Origin of the sequence: Leisingera sp. JC11, assembly GCF_040704725.1 — a bacterium.
GTDB lineage: Bacteria > Pseudomonadota > Alphaproteobacteria > Rhodobacterales > Rhodobacteraceae > Leisingera.
Map to the genome: position 1 here is coordinate 254,138 of NZ_JBFCVS010000001.1, position 15,327 is coordinate 269,464.

18 protein-coding genes are annotated in these 15,327 nt (G+C 64.8%); 5 read left to right on the forward strand and 13 right to left on the reverse strand.

What is annotated here, in order from left to right:
* Positions 1–67 precede the first annotated feature (67 nt).
* Positions 68–253 carry a DUF6324 family protein gene (locus AB1A62_RS01215; RefSeq protein WP_366659330.1) on the forward strand — a complete coding sequence of 62 codons (186 nt, stop codon included), beginning with the start codon at positions 68–70 and terminating at the stop codon, positions 251–253.
* Between the two features lie 125 nt (positions 254–378).
* Positions 379–1,926: a hypothetical protein gene (locus AB1A62_RS01220; protein WP_366659333.1), complete on the forward strand. Its 1,548-nt coding sequence runs from the start codon at positions 379–381 to the stop codon at positions 1,924–1,926.
* Positions 1,927–2,037: 111 nt separating this feature from the next.
* Here AB1A62_RS01220 and AB1A62_RS01225 read toward each other — a convergent pair whose 3' ends face one another.
* The 6 genes from AB1A62_RS01225 to AB1A62_RS01250 all read right to left on the reverse strand — a co-directional run bounded on the left by AB1A62_RS01225 (position 2,038) and on the right by AB1A62_RS01250 (position 6,384).
* Complete coding sequence (locus AB1A62_RS01225) at positions 2,038–2,520, reverse strand: MmcB family DNA repair protein (RefSeq protein ID WP_366659334.1); 483 nt, start codon at positions 2,518–2,520, stop codon at positions 2,038–2,040.
* 353 nt (positions 2,521–2,873) lie between these two features.
* Entirely contained in the window at positions 2,874–3,203 is a 330-nt protein-coding gene (locus tag AB1A62_RS01230; protein WP_366659335.1) for a hypothetical protein, read from the reverse strand.
* A gap of 172 nt (positions 3,204–3,375) precedes the next feature.
* Positions 3,376–3,858, reverse strand: a complete 483-nt coding sequence (gene nusB, locus AB1A62_RS01235; protein WP_065269835.1) for a transcription antitermination factor NusB — start codon at positions 3,856–3,858, stop codon at positions 3,376–3,378.
* The gene (locus tag AB1A62_RS01240) at positions 3,855–4,406 is read right to left on the reverse strand and encodes a 6,7-dimethyl-8-ribityllumazine synthase (protein ID WP_366659337.1); all 552 of its coding nucleotides are present in this window, start codon (positions 4,404–4,406) and stop codon (positions 3,855–3,857) included. Before AB1A62_RS01240 ends, nusB begins: the two co-directional genes overlap by 4 nt.
* A 1-nt stretch (position 4,407) precedes the next feature.
* Positions 4,408–5,535, reverse strand: coding sequence for a 3,4-dihydroxy-2-butanone-4-phosphate synthase (gene ribB, locus AB1A62_RS01245; RefSeq protein WP_366659338.1), 1,128 nt, complete (start codon positions 5,533–5,535; stop codon positions 4,408–4,410).
* Positions 5,536–5,796: 261 nt separating this feature from the next.
* Entirely contained in the window at positions 5,797–6,384 is a 588-nt protein-coding gene (locus tag AB1A62_RS01250) for a riboflavin synthase (RefSeq protein WP_366659339.1), read from the reverse strand.
* Positions 6,385–6,547: 163 nt separating this feature from the next.
* Between AB1A62_RS01250 and AB1A62_RS01255 the strand changes: the two genes are divergently transcribed.
* The 3 genes from AB1A62_RS01255 (at position 6,548) to AB1A62_RS01265 (ending at position 11,088) form a co-directional block, all read left to right on the forward strand.
* Positions 6,548–7,840, forward strand: coding sequence for a capsular biosynthesis protein (locus AB1A62_RS01255; RefSeq protein WP_366659470.1), 1,293 nt, complete (start codon positions 6,548–6,550; stop codon positions 7,838–7,840).
* 95 nt (positions 7,841–7,935) lie between these two features.
* Positions 7,936–9,069, forward strand: a complete 1,134-nt coding sequence (locus tag AB1A62_RS01260; protein WP_366659340.1) for a polysaccharide biosynthesis/export family protein — start codon at positions 7,936–7,938, stop codon at positions 9,067–9,069.
* Positions 9,070–9,075: 6 nt separating this feature from the next.
* On the forward strand, positions 9,076–11,088 hold the full coding sequence (locus AB1A62_RS01265; protein ID WP_366659341.1) for a capsular polysaccharide biosynthesis protein: 2,013 nt from the start codon (positions 9,076–9,078) through the stop codon (positions 11,086–11,088).
* A 44-nt stretch (positions 11,089–11,132) separates the two neighbouring features.
* Here AB1A62_RS01265 and ribD read toward each other — a convergent pair whose 3' ends face one another.
* From ribD to AB1A62_RS01300, 7 genes are all read right to left on the reverse strand, one after another.
* Positions 11,133–12,230 carry a bifunctional diaminohydroxyphosphoribosylaminopyrimidine deaminase/5-amino-6-(5-phosphoribosylamino)uracil reductase RibD gene (gene ribD, locus AB1A62_RS01270; protein WP_366659342.1) on the reverse strand — a complete coding sequence of 366 codons (1,098 nt, stop codon included), beginning with the start codon at positions 12,228–12,230 and terminating at the stop codon, positions 11,133–11,135.
* Positions 12,230–12,697, reverse strand: a complete 468-nt coding sequence (gene nrdR, locus AB1A62_RS01275) for a transcriptional regulator NrdR (RefSeq protein WP_019294728.1) — start codon at positions 12,695–12,697, stop codon at positions 12,230–12,232. Before nrdR ends, ribD begins: the two co-directional genes overlap by 1 nt.
* A 122-nt stretch (positions 12,698–12,819) precedes the next feature.
* The gene (locus tag AB1A62_RS01280; RefSeq protein ID WP_366659344.1) at positions 12,820–13,236 is read right to left on the reverse strand and encodes a secondary thiamine-phosphate synthase enzyme YjbQ; all 417 of its coding nucleotides are present in this window, start codon (positions 13,234–13,236) and stop codon (positions 12,820–12,822) included.
* A gap of 53 nt (positions 13,237–13,289) precedes the next feature.
* Entirely contained in the window at positions 13,290–13,715 is a 426-nt protein-coding gene (locus tag AB1A62_RS01285) for a hypothetical protein (protein ID WP_366659345.1), read from the reverse strand.
* A gap of 49 nt (positions 13,716–13,764) precedes the next feature.
* On the reverse strand, positions 13,765–14,175 hold the full coding sequence (locus AB1A62_RS01290) for a hypothetical protein (RefSeq protein ID WP_366659346.1): 411 nt from the start codon (positions 14,173–14,175) through the stop codon (positions 13,765–13,767).
* Positions 14,176–14,518: 343 nt separating this feature from the next.
* Positions 14,519–14,920: a hypothetical protein gene (locus tag AB1A62_RS01295; RefSeq protein ID WP_366659348.1), complete on the reverse strand. Its 402-nt coding sequence runs from the start codon at positions 14,918–14,920 to the stop codon at positions 14,519–14,521.
* Positions 14,921–15,026: 106 nt separating this feature from the next.
* A complete protein-coding gene (locus AB1A62_RS01300; RefSeq protein WP_366659350.1) occupies positions 15,027–15,323 on the reverse strand; it encodes a hypothetical protein in 297 nt (98 codons plus the stop codon).
* Positions 15,324–15,327: the final 4 nt, after the last annotated feature.

The following is a 15,327-nucleotide window of genomic DNA, read 5'->3' on the forward strand; positions in this document are numbered from 1 at the left end:
GCTTGCGTTTCAGCCTGCGCCGGGCTAGCACCGGCATTCAAGCGGCTGGCCGCCAGTGGAGTGCAAGATGGGCATCAATACCGAACGCGACGTCGAAGCAAACATGCAGATCGGGCCGACCGATCAGGGTATGGTGCGGATTTTCATCGAGGCAAGCGGTGTCGAGATCCCGATGGACTTTGACCCCGAGGAAGCCGAAGAGATCGCCGACGAGCTCCGCGCCGCGGCACAGGCGGCCCGGGCCGTCAAGTAAGGCAAGCTTTCGGAGAATCCGCAGCTGATTTCAGGCGAATTTTCTGAACTGCAATTTTACCTATTATATCTATCTAAAGCCCCAGGGCTCACCCTCGTGCTCAACCAGTTATCGGAGTGAGTGCCATGGTGAACCTGACGAGCAGTGCAGCAACCCCCTTTTTCTATTCGGCGCAGCTGACCGCTGCGACCAGCGGTGCGAGTGCATCGCTGGACGGGATCAACCCCGCCCTTGGCATGACTGCCGATGACTTGCAGCAGGAGGCGAACGGGCTGTTTGGCGGCCACGGCCGCCGCGGGCCGGAAGGACTGCCGCCGGCGGCACACGGATGGGAAAAGCCGCAGGTGCAGAATGCAGTGGTGAAGCTGGGCGGCACACCCGCGGCCCCTACCCCCGAAGTTCCGCCGCAAACCGGCGCCCCGGCGGCGCAGCCCGCCCCCGAGGCAACCGTTGCGCTGCAGGCCGCGCCCGCTGCCGCAGTCGAGGTTCTGCCGCAGCAGGAGGTAACCCAGGCCAGCGCCGCCGGTCCGGAGGCGAGTTATTATGAAAAGCGCATCTTTGAGATTGCCAAGGCGCTGCATGCCCTGGCGTCCCAGCCTTGGCCGCAAAACTCGGTGGCACTGATCCTGCTGACCGGCCTGCCGGAGGAACAGCCAGCGGCAACAATGCAGCCGAGAACAGAACAGCAACCGGCGGAACAGCCACAGGCTGCCGCAGCGCCGCAGCAGGGTATCCCCGCTGCAGTGACTGGCACAGCGGCCACGGCGGGCGGCGACACCGTAGAACTGCGTGCCGACGTCATCCACGGCATCGCCACCGGCGACGGGGCCGATGCCGTGGCGCTGGAGGGGCGCATCGTGCAGGGCGTTCACACCGACCACGCGCCCGCCCAGCCTTTCGAAGGGCGGGGTTTCGGATACGGGCGCAAGTTCGCACGCATGCAGGGTCACCCGTTCGGGCAGCATCAGGCGCCCGGGCGCGGAGGCTGGCAGGCGCAGTTCGCCAATGCGGATTCAGTCTCGATCCGCGCCCGCCATGCCCGCAATATCAGCACCGGCGGCGGTGATGACGCCATTGCCATCCAGGCAGGCACCCTGCGCGGGGTTCAAGCCGGAAAAGGCGATGACAGCATTGCGGTTGCAGCCACTCTGGTGTCGCGCATTCGCGGCGGCGCCGGCAACGACGTGATCTCTGTCGCGGCTCAGCGCGCCCTGTACGGATGGCGGGAGGGGCCGGCCGCGGCGTACAATCCTGATGCTCCGGCGGCTGAGAAGATGCGTCAGGCGCTCAGCACCTATGCCCAGGTGAGCGGCGGCAACGGCAACGATCAGATCAACCTACAGGTGGGAGAAACCCTAGCCGCGCGCGGCGGCAGCGGCGAAGACCGCTTCACCCTCCAGGGCGGCACCGTAGCGCTGCAGTACAGCCACGGCGACGGCCACGACACTGTCGAACTGGCGGATGGGGCGAATGCCGTGGTCCAGCTGCGTGAGATGGGGGCCTCGGCCTACAGCGCCGAACGCGATGGCGACACGCTGACGCTGAGCTTCGATACCGGCGGCAGCATCACCTTCACCAATGTGGCCCAAGGCGGCGCCATCGGTGTTGCCACCGGTCCGAACGCCCCGATTGCCCTGCTGCATCAGCCCGCCGCACTGAACACAATGGCTTGAGCAAGCGATCCCGCGAAGACCCGCAGCGCCCTGCAAGGGCGCTGTCCGGCCCAAGTCTGCCAAGGAGCCCGGCACAGCCGGGGCAGCTGCAGGCGCGGGAGCCGCGCCGGATCACCACTCCGGCTGCTCCTCCGCTGCAGCACCCAGAAGCTGCCCGTCCTTGCCCGGGCGCGGATCGCGCAATACCTGCAGCCGGCGGGCCGCATCCATGGCGAACTTCTGAACCAGTTTCTTGCGCCGGGCCGGCGCCAGTTTTTCCTCAGGTGCCATGCGGATGATTTCTGCGTCGTAGGGATCGGCGATGATCAGCCCGGTGCCGCCGGGCAGCAGTTCGGTGGGGAAATCCATGTCCACCGCCCAGAAATAGCGGTCGCACCACTCCAGATAGCCCTCCCATTTGCTGTCAGACTGGTAATCGGCGCGGCTGGACTTGCACTCGATCACCCACAGCTCCCCCTTGGGGCCCAGCGCCATCACGTCCACCCGCAGACCGCAGGCGGGCACGAACTCCTCCAGCGGCGCATAGCCCAGAGAGCGCAGGTAGCGCGACACCCCGCGGGCAAGTTTCTGGCCAGGCTGCAGATCTTCCATCATGCCGATGAATGTGAACAATTAGGGAACAAATTGCAATCCTGCGCTTTTGCATCGAAACGCGTGAAGACAGTCGCAGCCCCCTTGTAACGGCGCGTCCGGCAGCTTACTTACGAGCTTGGCGGGTTCTGCCCTTCTCGTGACAGGCAGCATTCCGGTGGCCTTAAGCAATTCCGAGGGAGCTGGCTCTGTCCGGATCCTGGTCCGTTTACCTGGCGCCCACCTGTATATACAGGTCCTCGGGAATCAAAGCCGCACGGTTGACTGGTGGTCCCGCCGCTTCCCCCACCCTCTCCGCAAATTAAAACCGCGCCTTCCGGTGGGAAAGCGCGGCGGATATTCAGTTGTTGCGCGGATCAGCGGCGGCGGTTCAGCTGGCGCTGCCGCGGGGAAGTTTCCTCCGCCGGGACTCGCACCGGCTGGAATTGATGCGCCGCCGGGGTGCCGCGGCGGGGGCCGTCATCCTTTTCTGCCATGGCCATCACTGCCCAGGCAAACTGCACGCCGGCAAAGACGATGCCGTTCATGAACCACAACAGGAACACCGCCAGCAGCCCCACGTCAGAGGCGGAGACCAGAGCCCAGAGGTTCATCACGTTGAACCACAGGAGCATTGCCACAAAGGCGGCCGCAATCCCAAAGCCGATCACCACGTTGCGGATGTACATTTTCACCAGTTCAGGCATCTGAGTCCTCCAGATATGCCAGAAGAGGTTATCAGCCTTTGCGGCGGCGTCCAGCGGTTCCGGAGGGGATGAGCGGAATTTGCCGCACCCCTCGCCCGCCTTGACAGCGGCACAAAAAAAGCGCGCCCGGAGGCGCGCCTTTTTTCAGCTCAATTCAGCGGCAGATGGCGGCTCAGAATGCTTCCGGCCGGGCCTCGCGCGCCATGTGGTCGAGCACGGCGTTGACGAACTTCGGCTCCTTGCCTTCGGGGAAGAAGGCGCGGGCGATGTCGACAAACTCGTTGATCACCACCTTCGGCGGGGTATCGGACTGGGTCAGCTCGGCGCCGGCGGCGCGGAACAGCGCCCGCAGGGTCGGGTCGATGCGGGCAATCGGCCATTTCGCCACCAGAGCACGGTCGGTCATCTGGTCGATCCGTGCCTGGTGGTTCACTGCCTCACGCACCAGCTTGCGGAAAACGGCAGTATCGCCTTCCGCCATCTCGTCACCCTCGTAGACAGCGCCGAAACGGTGATCCTCAAACTCGACGATCACCTTGTCGAAGGTGAGGCCGCTGTGTTCCATCTGGAACAGCGCCTGCACGGCATAAAGCCGCGCTGCCGATCTCATCTGATTCTTGCCGTTGCCCTTGGGGCGGCTGTCCTGGGTGCTCATGCGCTGGTGGATCCGTTGTCTGAACCGGCGACCTGGTACGCCCCTGCGGGCGCCTTGAAGCCGATGCCTTTGGTCTGGGCGCCCCACTTACGCGTGAGTGCGATCAGATGCAAGGCCGCAGCAGCCGCGCCGCCGCCTTTGTTCTGATCGGCGGTATCGGCGCGCACTTCGGCCTGCTTGCGGTTTTCCACGGTCAGGATGCCGTTGCCGATGCACAGACCCTGCAGGCCCATCAGCTGGATCGCGCGGGAGCTGTCGTTGCAGACGGTTTCATAGTGGGTGGTCTCGCCGCGGATCACGCAGCCCAGCGCCACGTAGCCGTCGAAGTTGGAGGTGCGGTCGGCAATCGCAATGGCGGTCGGCACTTCCAGCGCGCCCGGCACTTCGACGATTTCAAACGTGCCGCCTGCGGCTTCGACCTCAGCCGCGGCGCCCGCGACCAGATTGTCGGCGATGTCCTTGTAGTAGGGCGCGACAACGATCAGCAGTTTCACCGGCTTGTCGAATTCGGCGCGCGGCAGGGTGTAGTGGGTTTCATGTCCAGCCATATCAAGCGTCCTTCAGAATGGGGCGGCTGCCGGTGATGGACAGCCCATAGGCGTCCAGCCCGACGTATTTGGTCGAGGGCGAGTCGGTCAGCAGGACCAGTTCATGCAGGCCCAAGCTCGACAGGATCTGGGCGCCGATACCGGTCTGCTTGATGGTCACCGTGCGCGGGCCTTCGTCCTCGTTGGCATAGAGCGCGTTGCGCGGCTGGCGGAACAGGGTCACGACACCGCGGCCCTCCTCGGCAATGATCTCCATCGCGCGGGGCAGCTGGCGGGCGGACTTGGGGCCGAGGCCCAGAATGTCGGTCGCCTCATGCAGCGCGTGGGTGCGCACCAGCACCGGCTCCGGTGTGGTGATGTCGCCCTTGATCATCACCACATGCTCAATGCCGTGGGTCTGGTCGGTGAACAGCCGCATTTCCCATTCGCCGCCGATTTCCGAGGTCACGGTCTCGCGCGAGGTTTCCACCACCAGGTTGTCGTTGCGGGCGCGGTAGGTGATCAGGTCGGAAATGGTGCCGATCTTCAGCCCGTGCTTCTGCGCATATTCCACCAGGTCGGGCAGACGCGCCATGGTGCCGTCTTCCTTCATGATCTCGCAGATAACGGACGACGGGTAGTGGCCCGCCAGACGGGCAACATCGCAGCCGGCCTCGGTGTGGCCTGCACGGACCAGCACCCCGCCCCGGCGCGCACGCAGCGGGAAGACATGTCCCGGGGTCGCGATGTCGGCGGCGGTCTTCTCCGGGTCGATGGCAGTCGCCACGGTCAGGGCACGGTCGGCTGCGGAGATGCCGGTGGAGACGCCTTCGCGCGCCTCGATGGAGACGGTAAAGGCGGTCTCGTGGCGGGAGGAATTATGCAGCGCCATCATCGGCAGGCCCAGTTCCTCGATCCGCTCTGCCGGCATGGTCAGGCAGATCAGGCCGCGGCCGTGGGTCGCCATGAAGTTGATCGCAGCCGCATCGGCATGCTGGGCGGGGATCACCAGGTCGCCTTCGTTCTCGCGGTCCTCGTGGTCGACGAGGATGAACATGCGGCCCTGCCGGGCCTCTTCGATGATCTCTTCGATCGGGCTGATGGCATCGCGCAATTGCGCCTCAACCGGCCCTGGTGTTTCAAAGCTCATATGGCAGCCTTTCGATGCGCTTGGGCAGCACGCCTGGCACTGCGGGTTCTTTCCCTGCCAGATAGCCCAGGCCAGCGGCAAATGCCAGTCCTGCAAACGGCAACAAGGGGCATGGACGCGTCCTATGCATGTGCGCACAGGACGCTGTACGCTGCCTCAAGAGGCAGGAAAGCCGGGCGCAGGACGCAAACAGGGGCGCTGCCCCTCAGCCTGCGGCCTCATCCCGGAGTATTTTGTGAAAGATGAAAGCGGCGGACCCGGTCAGCCTGCTTCTTGCAGCCGAGCAACGTAACGGGCCAAAGTGTCGATTTCCAGGTTGATGCGGTCGCCCAGCTTCACGTCGCCCCATGTGGTGACTTCCTTGGTGTGCGGGATGAAGTTGATGCCGAAATCGCAGCCCTCCACATCGTTCACCGTCAGCGAGGTGCCGTTCAGCGCGACCGAGCCCTTGGGCGCGATGAAGCGTGCGAGGTCCTTCGGAGCACGCAGGGTGACACGAGTGCTGTCCCCCTCATCGTGCAACTCCACCACCTCCGCAACGCCATCCACATGGCCGGAGACGATATGGCCGCCAAGCTCATCTCCCACTTTCAGGGCGCGCTCCAGATTCACGCGCTTACCCACGGACCAATCGCCCAGGTTGGTTTTGGACACCGTCTCTGCCGAGATCTGCACATCGTACCAGTCGTCGCCCAACGCAACCACCGTGAGGCAGACGCCATCGGAGGCGATTGAGGCCCCCATATCGATGGTTGCCGTGTCGTAGCTGGTCTTGATGCGGGCGCGCAGGTCGCCTTGCTGTTCCAGTTCGGCAATGGTTCCTACATCGGTGATGATGCCAGTAAACATGGGTGCGCTCTCCGCAGGTGATATGTCATTCCTGCCGCAGAGGTAGCCAAGCCGCGCAGCCTTCACAAGCCCCGGCTTGTTTTTGCAGCCTGCGCAGCCATAGTTTCGCCCCAGTCAAATGTTAATCAAATCCTGGAAACGCTCCCTTAGAAACGTCCTGGTGATGCCGAACACCCCTTTGAAACACCGCAGCTTCCTGTTCCTGCAAGGCCCGCACGGGCCGTTTTTTGCGGCGCTTGGCCGGATGCTGCGCGCCGCAGAGTGCGAGGTCGCGCGGGTCGGGTTCAATGCAGGCGACCAGGCGTTCTGGCGCGGCAGGGACAGCTATATCCCCTTTACCGGCTGCCCGCAGGAGTGGCCGGATTTCCTGACCGCTCTGCTGGACAGCCGCGGCGTGACGGACATCGTCCTTTACGGGGACACCCGCCCCATCCATGCCGCCGCGGTTGAGGCTGCCCGGCAGCGCGGCATCACCGTGCATGTGTTCGAAGAAGGCTATTTGCGGCCCTACTGGGTGACCTATGAGCGCGGCGGCGCAAACGGGCATTCGCGGCTGATGGAAATGACAGTTCCGCAGATGCAGGAAGCGCTGGCGCTGTCCGACATGGAGGCACCGCTGCCGCCGGCCCATTGGGGCGACATGCGCCAGCATGTGTTCTATGGCGCGCTGTACCACTGGTTCGTGATGTTCCGGAACCGCAAGTACCGAAATTTCCGCCCCCACCGGGCGCTGCCGGTGACCAAGGAGTTCCAGCTCTACCTCACGCGCCTGCTGCTGATGCCTGTCCAGGCGCTGGAGCGGCGGCTGGCGGAGCGGCGCATACGCCATGGCGGCTTCCCCTATCACCTGGCGCTGTTGCAGCTGGAGCATGACAGCTCATTCCAGAAGCATTCCCCCTTTTCCAGCATGCGCGATTTTCTGTCGGAGGTGATCCGCGGTTTCGCAGAGGGCGCCCCGCGCCACCACCATCTGGTGATCAAGGCGCACCCGCTGGAGGATGGCCGCGCCCGGGTGCGGCGCACCTTGCGGCGGCTGGCGCGCGAGCATGGCATTGCAGACCGTGTACACTACGTCCGCGGCGGCAAGCTGGCGCAACTGCTGAACGAAGCCCGTACCGCGGTGACCGTCAACTCGACCGCGGGGCAGCAGGTTCTGTGGCGCGGTATTCCGCTGCGTGTCTTCGGGCGTGCGGTGTACGCCAAGCCGGAATTTGTCTCGGAACAGCCCTTGGCCGAGTTCTTTGCCGCCGCCTGCCGCCCGGACAGCCGCGCCTACAAGGATTACCGGCGGTTCCTGCTGGAAACTTCGCAGGTGCCGGGGGGCTATTACTCCCGCGAAGGCCGCCGCCAGTTGCTGCGCCAGGTGGCAGACATGATGCTGGCGCCAGAGGATCCCTATGACGCGCTGCGTCTGGGCACAGCGGCACCGCGGCAACAGTTGCGGCTGGTGACCTGACGCGCATTTTCCCAAAGACTGGATTTTTTCCTGCCAGCCGGTTAGCTTGCCGGTAAAACTTGAGGCAAACAATAATTGGTCGAGGAGACCGAGCAGTGAAATCCGTTCCCCTTCGCTGGGCGCGCCCCGTGGCAATGCTGGCGGCATTGACCCTTGCTGCGTCCTGCGGCCTGCCGAAAGTCGGCCCCAACAAGCGCCAGATCTTTGCCGGCTCGGTGCAGCGCGAAGGCGATGCCTTCATCGTTTCCGTGAATGACCGGGTTGCCCGGGCCACTGCCGTGGTTCCGGCGCTTGGGTTTTCCTCCGGCTTCACTTCTGCGGGCAAGCTGACCTCCGACACCATCCGCCCCGGCGACGTACTGGGGCTGACGGTCTGGGAAAACGTCGATGACGGGCTGCTGGCGGCCGAGGCCACCAACGCCACCGTTCTGGAAGAGGTGCAGGTCGACAGTGCAGGCTACATCTTTGTGCCTTACGCCGGCCGCCTGCGGGCCTCCGGCAACACGCCGGACCAGCTGCGCGCAACCATCACCCAAAAGCTCGAAGACCAGACTCCGGACCCGCAGGTGCAGGTGCGCCGCCTGGCGGGTGACGGTGCCACCGTCAGCCTGACCGGCGCGGTTGGCGGTCAGGGCGTTTACCCGATCGAGCGTCCGACCCGGACCCTGTCTGCCATGCTGGCCCAGGCCGGCGGCGTGACGATTCAGCCCGAGATTGCCCAGGTCACCGTGATCCGCGGCCAGGAAAAGGGCAAGATCTGGTTCCAGGACCTGTTTGACCACCCTGAGCTGGACGTTGCCCTGCGCGGCGGCGACCGCATTCTGGTGGAGGAAGACACCCGTTCCTTCACCGCCTTGGGCGCGACCTCTGCCCAGGCGCGGGTGCCGTTTGAAAGCCAGGACTTGTCCGCGCTGGAAGCCATTGCCCAGGTCGGCGGCCTGATCTCCACCGCTGCAGACCCGACCGGCGTGTTCGTGCTGCGCAATGAGCCTGCCGAGATTGCCAACCAGGTGCTGGGCCGGGACGATCTGATCGGCGCGCAGCGGATGGTCTACGTGCTGAACCTGACCCAGCCGAACGGGCTGTTCATGGCCCGCGACTTTGTGATCCGCGACGACGACACGCTTTATGTGACTGAAGCCCCCTACGCCCAGTGGACCAAGACCATCTCGCTGCTGCTGGCCCCGGTGGGATCGCTGGCCAGCACCTCCTCAGCGGTTAGCGGCTGAGGCAGCATGAGGCTGAAAGCAGGCCGCCAGGAAGCCGGGAGCGCTGCGCCCCGGCTTTTTGTTTACAACGGCGGATTTTTAACCCAGCGCCGGGTGCGGCGGATTTTGCAGCTGTCGGGCTATGATGTCCGGCTGGGCCTGCCCCAGCCGGAGGATCTGGTGGGCATCTGGGGCGCCTCCCCCACTGCGCACCGGGGCCTTGCAGTGGCGCAGCGGCGCGGTTGCGGGCTGCTGCGGGTGGAGGACGCCTTCCTGCGCTCGGTACATCCCGGCCGCGCCGGGGAGCCGCCCGCGGGGCTGCTTCTGGACCGGGCAGGAGTGCATTTCGATGCTGGCGTGCCGTCGGATTTGGAGCAGCTTCTGGCCAGCCACCCGCTGGATGACGCGCATCTGATGCGCCGGGCGCGGGATGCGATTGCCCGCCTCAAGGCCGCGCATCTCAGCAAATACAACGCCTTTGATCCCAAGGAGCCGGTGCCGGAGCCCGGCTATGTGCTGGTGGCCGATCAGGCGCGGGACGATGCCTCTGTCACCGCCTCGCGCGCGGACCGGGCCCGGTTTCTGGAGATGCTGGCCTTTGCCCAAGAGGAGCACCCCGGCGCCCGGGTGCTGATCAAAACCCACCCGGAGACCCTGCGCGGCTACCGGGCAGGCTACTATGACGCAAATGACGCGCAGGGGCGGGTCGAGTTGTTCACCGGCAGCGTGTCGCCCTGGGCGCTGCTGGAGGGCGCTGTCGGGGTCTATACTGTCTCCTCGCAGCTGGGGTTCGAGGCTATCCTGGCCGGCCACAAGCCAAGGATTTTCGGCCAGCCGTTTTACGCGGGCTGGGGGCTGAGCATTGATGATGCCCCGCCCGCGCGGCGGCAGCGGCCGCTGACCCGGGCGCAGCTGTTTGCAGCGGCGATGATCCTCTATCCGAAATGGTACGACCCTTTCCGGGATGAGCTCTGCCAATTGGAAACAGTGCTGGACAATCTGGACGCGCGCGTCGGCACCTGGCGGCAGGACCGCCGCGGCTGGGCAGCGTCCGGCATGCGGATGTGGAAGCGCAAGCCGCTGCAGAAGGTATTCGGCGCAGAGAAGCGGGTGCTGTTCACCGAGGACCCGGCCAAGGCGCAAGCCAGCGGCCGCAGCTGGATGGTCTGGGCGGGAAAGGCAACAGAGGCCCATGCCGGTGCGGTGCGGGTGGAGGACGGCTTCTTGCGGTCTCGCGGACTGGGCGCTGAACTGGTGCCGCCGCTGTCGCTGGTGACCGACCACCGGGGGATCTACTATGACCCTCGCACGCCCTCGGATCTGGACGCGCTGATAGCACGCCGCGTGAACATGACCAAGGCAGAGGAGCTGCGAGCCGAGCGCCTGGTTCAATCGCTGATCAGGGATGGTGTTTCCAAATACAACCTTGGCGGCGCCATCCCGGCCCTGCCCGCAGGCCGCCGCATCCTGGTGCCGGGCCAGGTGGAGGACGACGCCTCGATCCTCTGCGGCGCCGGCGGAGTCCGGACCAACCTGGATCTTCTGCGCGCCGTGCGGGCGGCCAACCCGGAGGCAGTGATCGTCTACAAGCCTCACCCGGATGTGGAGGCAGGCCTGCGCAAAGGCCGGGTTGCGGCAGAAGGGCTGGCCGACGTTGTTGCCAGACAGGCAAACCCGATGGCGCTGCTTGGTGAAGTGGAGGAAGTCTGGACAATGACTTCGCTTCTGGGTTTCGAGGCACTGCTGCGCGGAGTCAAGGTCACCACGCTCGGCACGCCATTCTATGCTGGCTGGGGGCTCACTGCCGACCTGGCGCCGTCCCCCTCCTGGCGGCAGGCGCAGGTGCCGCTACTGGGTCTCGCCCACGCAACCCTGATCGACTATCCCCGCTATTTCGATCCGGTGACCGGCCGGCCCTGCCCGCCGGAAGTGGCGGTCATGCGCCTGCGCGAGGGCCGCCTGCCGCATCCGGGCCTCGGCAACCGGCTGCTGTCCAAGCTGCAGGGGTTGTTTGCCACTTACGCCCATCTGTGGCGTTAAAGCGGATCCGGTTGACACCTGATTGACACCTGAAAATACTGTACTCAGCGCAGAGCCCGGGTCCAGCGGTGCAGGATATCCTTGCCGATAGGCCGGCTTTCAACCAATTCGAAGCGCGGTGCTTCCTCCAGCCGGCCGATGCCCAGCGCGCCGATCGAGGGCAGCCCTTCGGCCCCGATGCCAAGACCGGCAGTGAAACCGATCAGCTCGTCCACCAGATCAAAGGCCAGCAGCGACGCGGCTAGCGCACTGCCGCCTTCGCAGAACACCCTGGTAAGCCCGGCAGCGCCAAGCTGCTGCAGAATATCGCCCGCATCCAGCTGCACCCCGTGCGATGCGCAGGGGATCAGTCTGGCGCCCAGCCCCTCCCAGGCGCGGATACGTTCCTGATCGGCGCCGTGGCCGTGGCACAGCCATACCGGCACGTCCTTGGCAGTCCGGGCCAACTGGCCCATCAGCGGCAGGTCCAGATGACGCGAGATCACCACCCGCACCGGCTGATGCTCCACCCCCAGATCGCGCACCGTCAGCGAAGGATCATCCGCCCGCGCCGTGCCGCCGCCGACCATCACCGCATCGTGGCGGGCGCGCATCGCGTGGACCGCACGGCGCGCCTCCGGCCCGGTGATCCATTTGCTTTGGCCCGATCCGGTGGCAATGCGGCCGTCAAAGCTGCTGGCCAGCTTCAGGGTCACTAGCGGGCGGCCCTGCTCGGTTTTCAGGAAAAATCCGGCATGGTCGCGCGCCGCCTGGGCGCCCCAGACGCCGGTGTCCACCCTGATGCCTGCATCGCGCAGCATCCGGATGCCCTGGCCGGAAACCCGCGGATCGCTGTCCCCGATCGCGGCGACAACACGCGCCACCCCCGCGTCGATCAGCGCTTGAGAGCATGGCGGCGTTTCGCCCTGATGGGAACAAGGCTCAAGCGTCACATAGGCGGTGGCGCCGCGGGCGGCTTCCCCGGCCTGCGCCAGCGCCTCGGTCTCGGCGTGCGGGCGGCCGCCCGGCTTGGTCCAGCCGCGGCTCACAATTCGGCCGCCCTGCACGATGACGCAGCCAACGGCCGGGTTCGGCCAGCAATTGCCCTGCCCGCGCCGCCCCAGGGACAGCGCCAGCGCCATGTAACGGTGATCTGTGTCCATTATTCTTCCGGGGCCACCGGCGGGCGCAGCTCGTGAACAAAATCCTCGAAGTCGTCAGCCGCCTGGAAATTCTTGTACACGCTGGCAAATCGCACATAGGCCACGGTATCGATCCGGGCCAGCGCCTCCATCACGATCTCACCGATTTTCTTGGAAGGAATATCGGTCTCGCCCATGCTTTCCAGCCGCCGCACGATGCCTGAAATCATCTGGTCGATGCGCTCCGGCTCAATCGGGCGTTTCTGCATCGAGATGCGGATCGAGCGCTCCAGCTTGTCGCGGTCGAAGTCCTCGCGCTTGCCGTTGGTCTTGATCACCACCAGATCACGCAGTTGCACCCGCTCATAGGTGGTGAAACGGCCGCCGCAGGCCGGGCAGAACCGGCGCCGGCGGATCGAAACATGATCCTCGGCGGGGCGTGAATCCTTGACCTGAGTGTCGATATTTCCGCAAAATGGGCAGCGCATCCGCCTGCTCCCTCAATCCTATCAGCCTGCTTTTTGTGCCGGAATTTCTCCGGTTATCCACAACTATAGGCCACCCTCCAGAATTTGGGTAGGGGGCATTTTCCGCCGCTAGATAAAGAGGTTCAGGCCAAGTGTGCGGCGACCTGCCGCCGGTGCGGCGCATCGCGGTGTTCAAACAGGTAGATGCCTTGCCAGGTGCCCAGCACCGGCGCACCGCTGCGGACCGGGATCGACAGGCTGACGGGCATGATCGCGGCCTTGATATGGGCAGGCATGTCGTCCGGCCCTTCATAGGTGTGGCGCAAATAGGCCATCGACGGATCGGATGACGGCGGCACCAGGCGGGCAAAGAAGGCGCGCAGGTCACCCTGCACCTCCGGGTCGGCATTTTCCTGAATCAGCAGGGAGCAGGACGTATGGCGGACAAACAGTGTCAGCAGCCCGTCCTGAAAGCCAGTGGCAGACACCCAAGCCTGCACTTCGCGGGTAAACTCATAAAGGCCCTGCCCGCGTGTCGGAATGGTGAAATCATGCTGCATAAGGTCTTTCTGGCGGAAGCACCGTGTTCAGGCAACCCTATGCCCGCAGCTTGCTACGGCAGCCAGCGGTCGCGCCCGGGCAGCCGGTCGAAACAATAGTTCTGCGCCGAGGTCACCCGAAGGCTGTCGCCGGCCTCGCGCACATTCAGCGACAGGCTGCCGGAGCGGTCGGGAACCCCTGGCGGCAGACCGAAGGCAAACTGCACCGCCTTGCGCCCGGGCCGGTTCACCGACGGCCCCTCGCCGCGCCAAACATAAATGCGCTGGTTCGCAGGCGCCCGCAGCTGACGGATGGCATAATCAGCGATACTGCACCAGTAGTCCTGCGCGCCGGAGCGGCTCCGCGCCACCACTTCCCACACGCCTTCTGATACCGGCAGAACTTCATTCCGGTTGATCGCGCGCCAGGCGGATGCAGGCACCGGAATAGCCAGACTCAAGGCCAGCACTCCTGACAGCCACAGTTTCTTGCTGGTCATTTCAACCTCCTACTCCGCTGTTCCGGGCAGGCCGCGGGTTCAAACAAATTCACGGCCGTCCGAACGGCACAAAACAATAATCAAAGGCTTTCTGGACACTCATTGTATCACCAGCTTGCAGGCTGTTAACAGACCCATATCCGCCAGCAGGCGGCGGCACAGCCAGATTTGCATCCAGAGTGAACTGAACCGCGGAGCGGCGGCCGGTGGTTTCGCTGGGCCCCAGCCCGCGGGTGATATGCAACTTGGCGCTCCAAGGCACTCGCAGCACGCGATGGGCATAGTCCGCAGCCCCGCACCAGAAAAGAATACCTTTGCCGGGTCTGGGGATGACTTCGAATATGCCGTCAGACACCGGATTCACACGGATGCTATGGCGGCTGGCATTTGCCTCCAGGCTTACCGGAATGGCCATCATCAGCGACGTGGCAGCGATTGCGGCGGCGGCAACAGGTTTCATGACCTCTCCCTTTCGACCAGCGGGGCACAGACCAGTGCGCCCCCATCACTAGGATAGGGAGAATTGACACACGGACCATTCACACTGCCGTGCGGCGGCACCGTGGCAATTGCCTGCCATGGGGCAGGCTGACGAAACAAGGGCTGCCCCGCCCCAAGAAGTGCTCCCCATTCAGCTTCTTAAGCCGGCTTCAAGACGCTTGACCTAGCCCGACTCCGGTGCGGCAAAATGTTTGGGAGTATTCGAGGCAGCCGTTTTCGCACTTCGGCCGGCCCGCAGGAACACGTCGCCGTGGCCGCGTGTGAACACCCCGCACCTGCGGTGCCCGCCCGCGGGCTGCCGGTTAAAGCGGCGACGCCTGCGAGCAGTAGCCATAGCCCTGCTGCACCGACAAACTGTCGCCGGGACGGAAGCCCAAAGACAGCCAGCCGATCCTGGACGGCACCCCTGCCCGCTCCGGATAAAGAGTGAACTGCACCGAGGAGCGGCGCCCGGTTGTAACACTGATATCACGGCCGCGCACAACGTAGTAACGGTCGGTCCAGTTCGCGCCTAGCACGCGGCGCGCATACTCGGCAGCGGCGCACCAGTATTCCCAGGTGCCTCCCGAACGGCCCGGCACAACCTCGAAGACAATATCATTGACCGGCAGAACCCGCACGCCGCGGTTTGCCAGGAAAGTATCCGCAGCAGCGGGAACGGCAGTGATGCAGGCCAGCGCAGCCGCGGTGATGAGGTTTTTCATCCGGAAGTATCCCTTGGTCCGTCTCAACATAGGGAATGGCCGCGACGCCTCCAAGGGGCGTTTGCAAGCTTGGCGCCGGCCTCTCGCAAATGTGTGGCGGCCGGCGTCAGGCGCGGACAGGAAAGGGAATGATTTCAGCGCTCTCCTGCTGATGGCCCAGCACCTCCTCCAGAATGGCCAGCACCGCTGCATCAGGCGCACTTCCGGTTTCGGGGTGAAACCGCGCCCGGGCCTGACGGCGCAGCATGTCCCGGGTGCGGTCACTGCTCATCTGCTTCAGCTGCTCTCCCTGCCCGGCCATTGCCTCAACCATGAACTGGTTGGCGCGCACCAGGTCATTCAGTGACTTGAGCTTGTCGTGCAGCGCATCCAGCGCCCCGTTCAGATCGGCATGTGCAGACATCTTC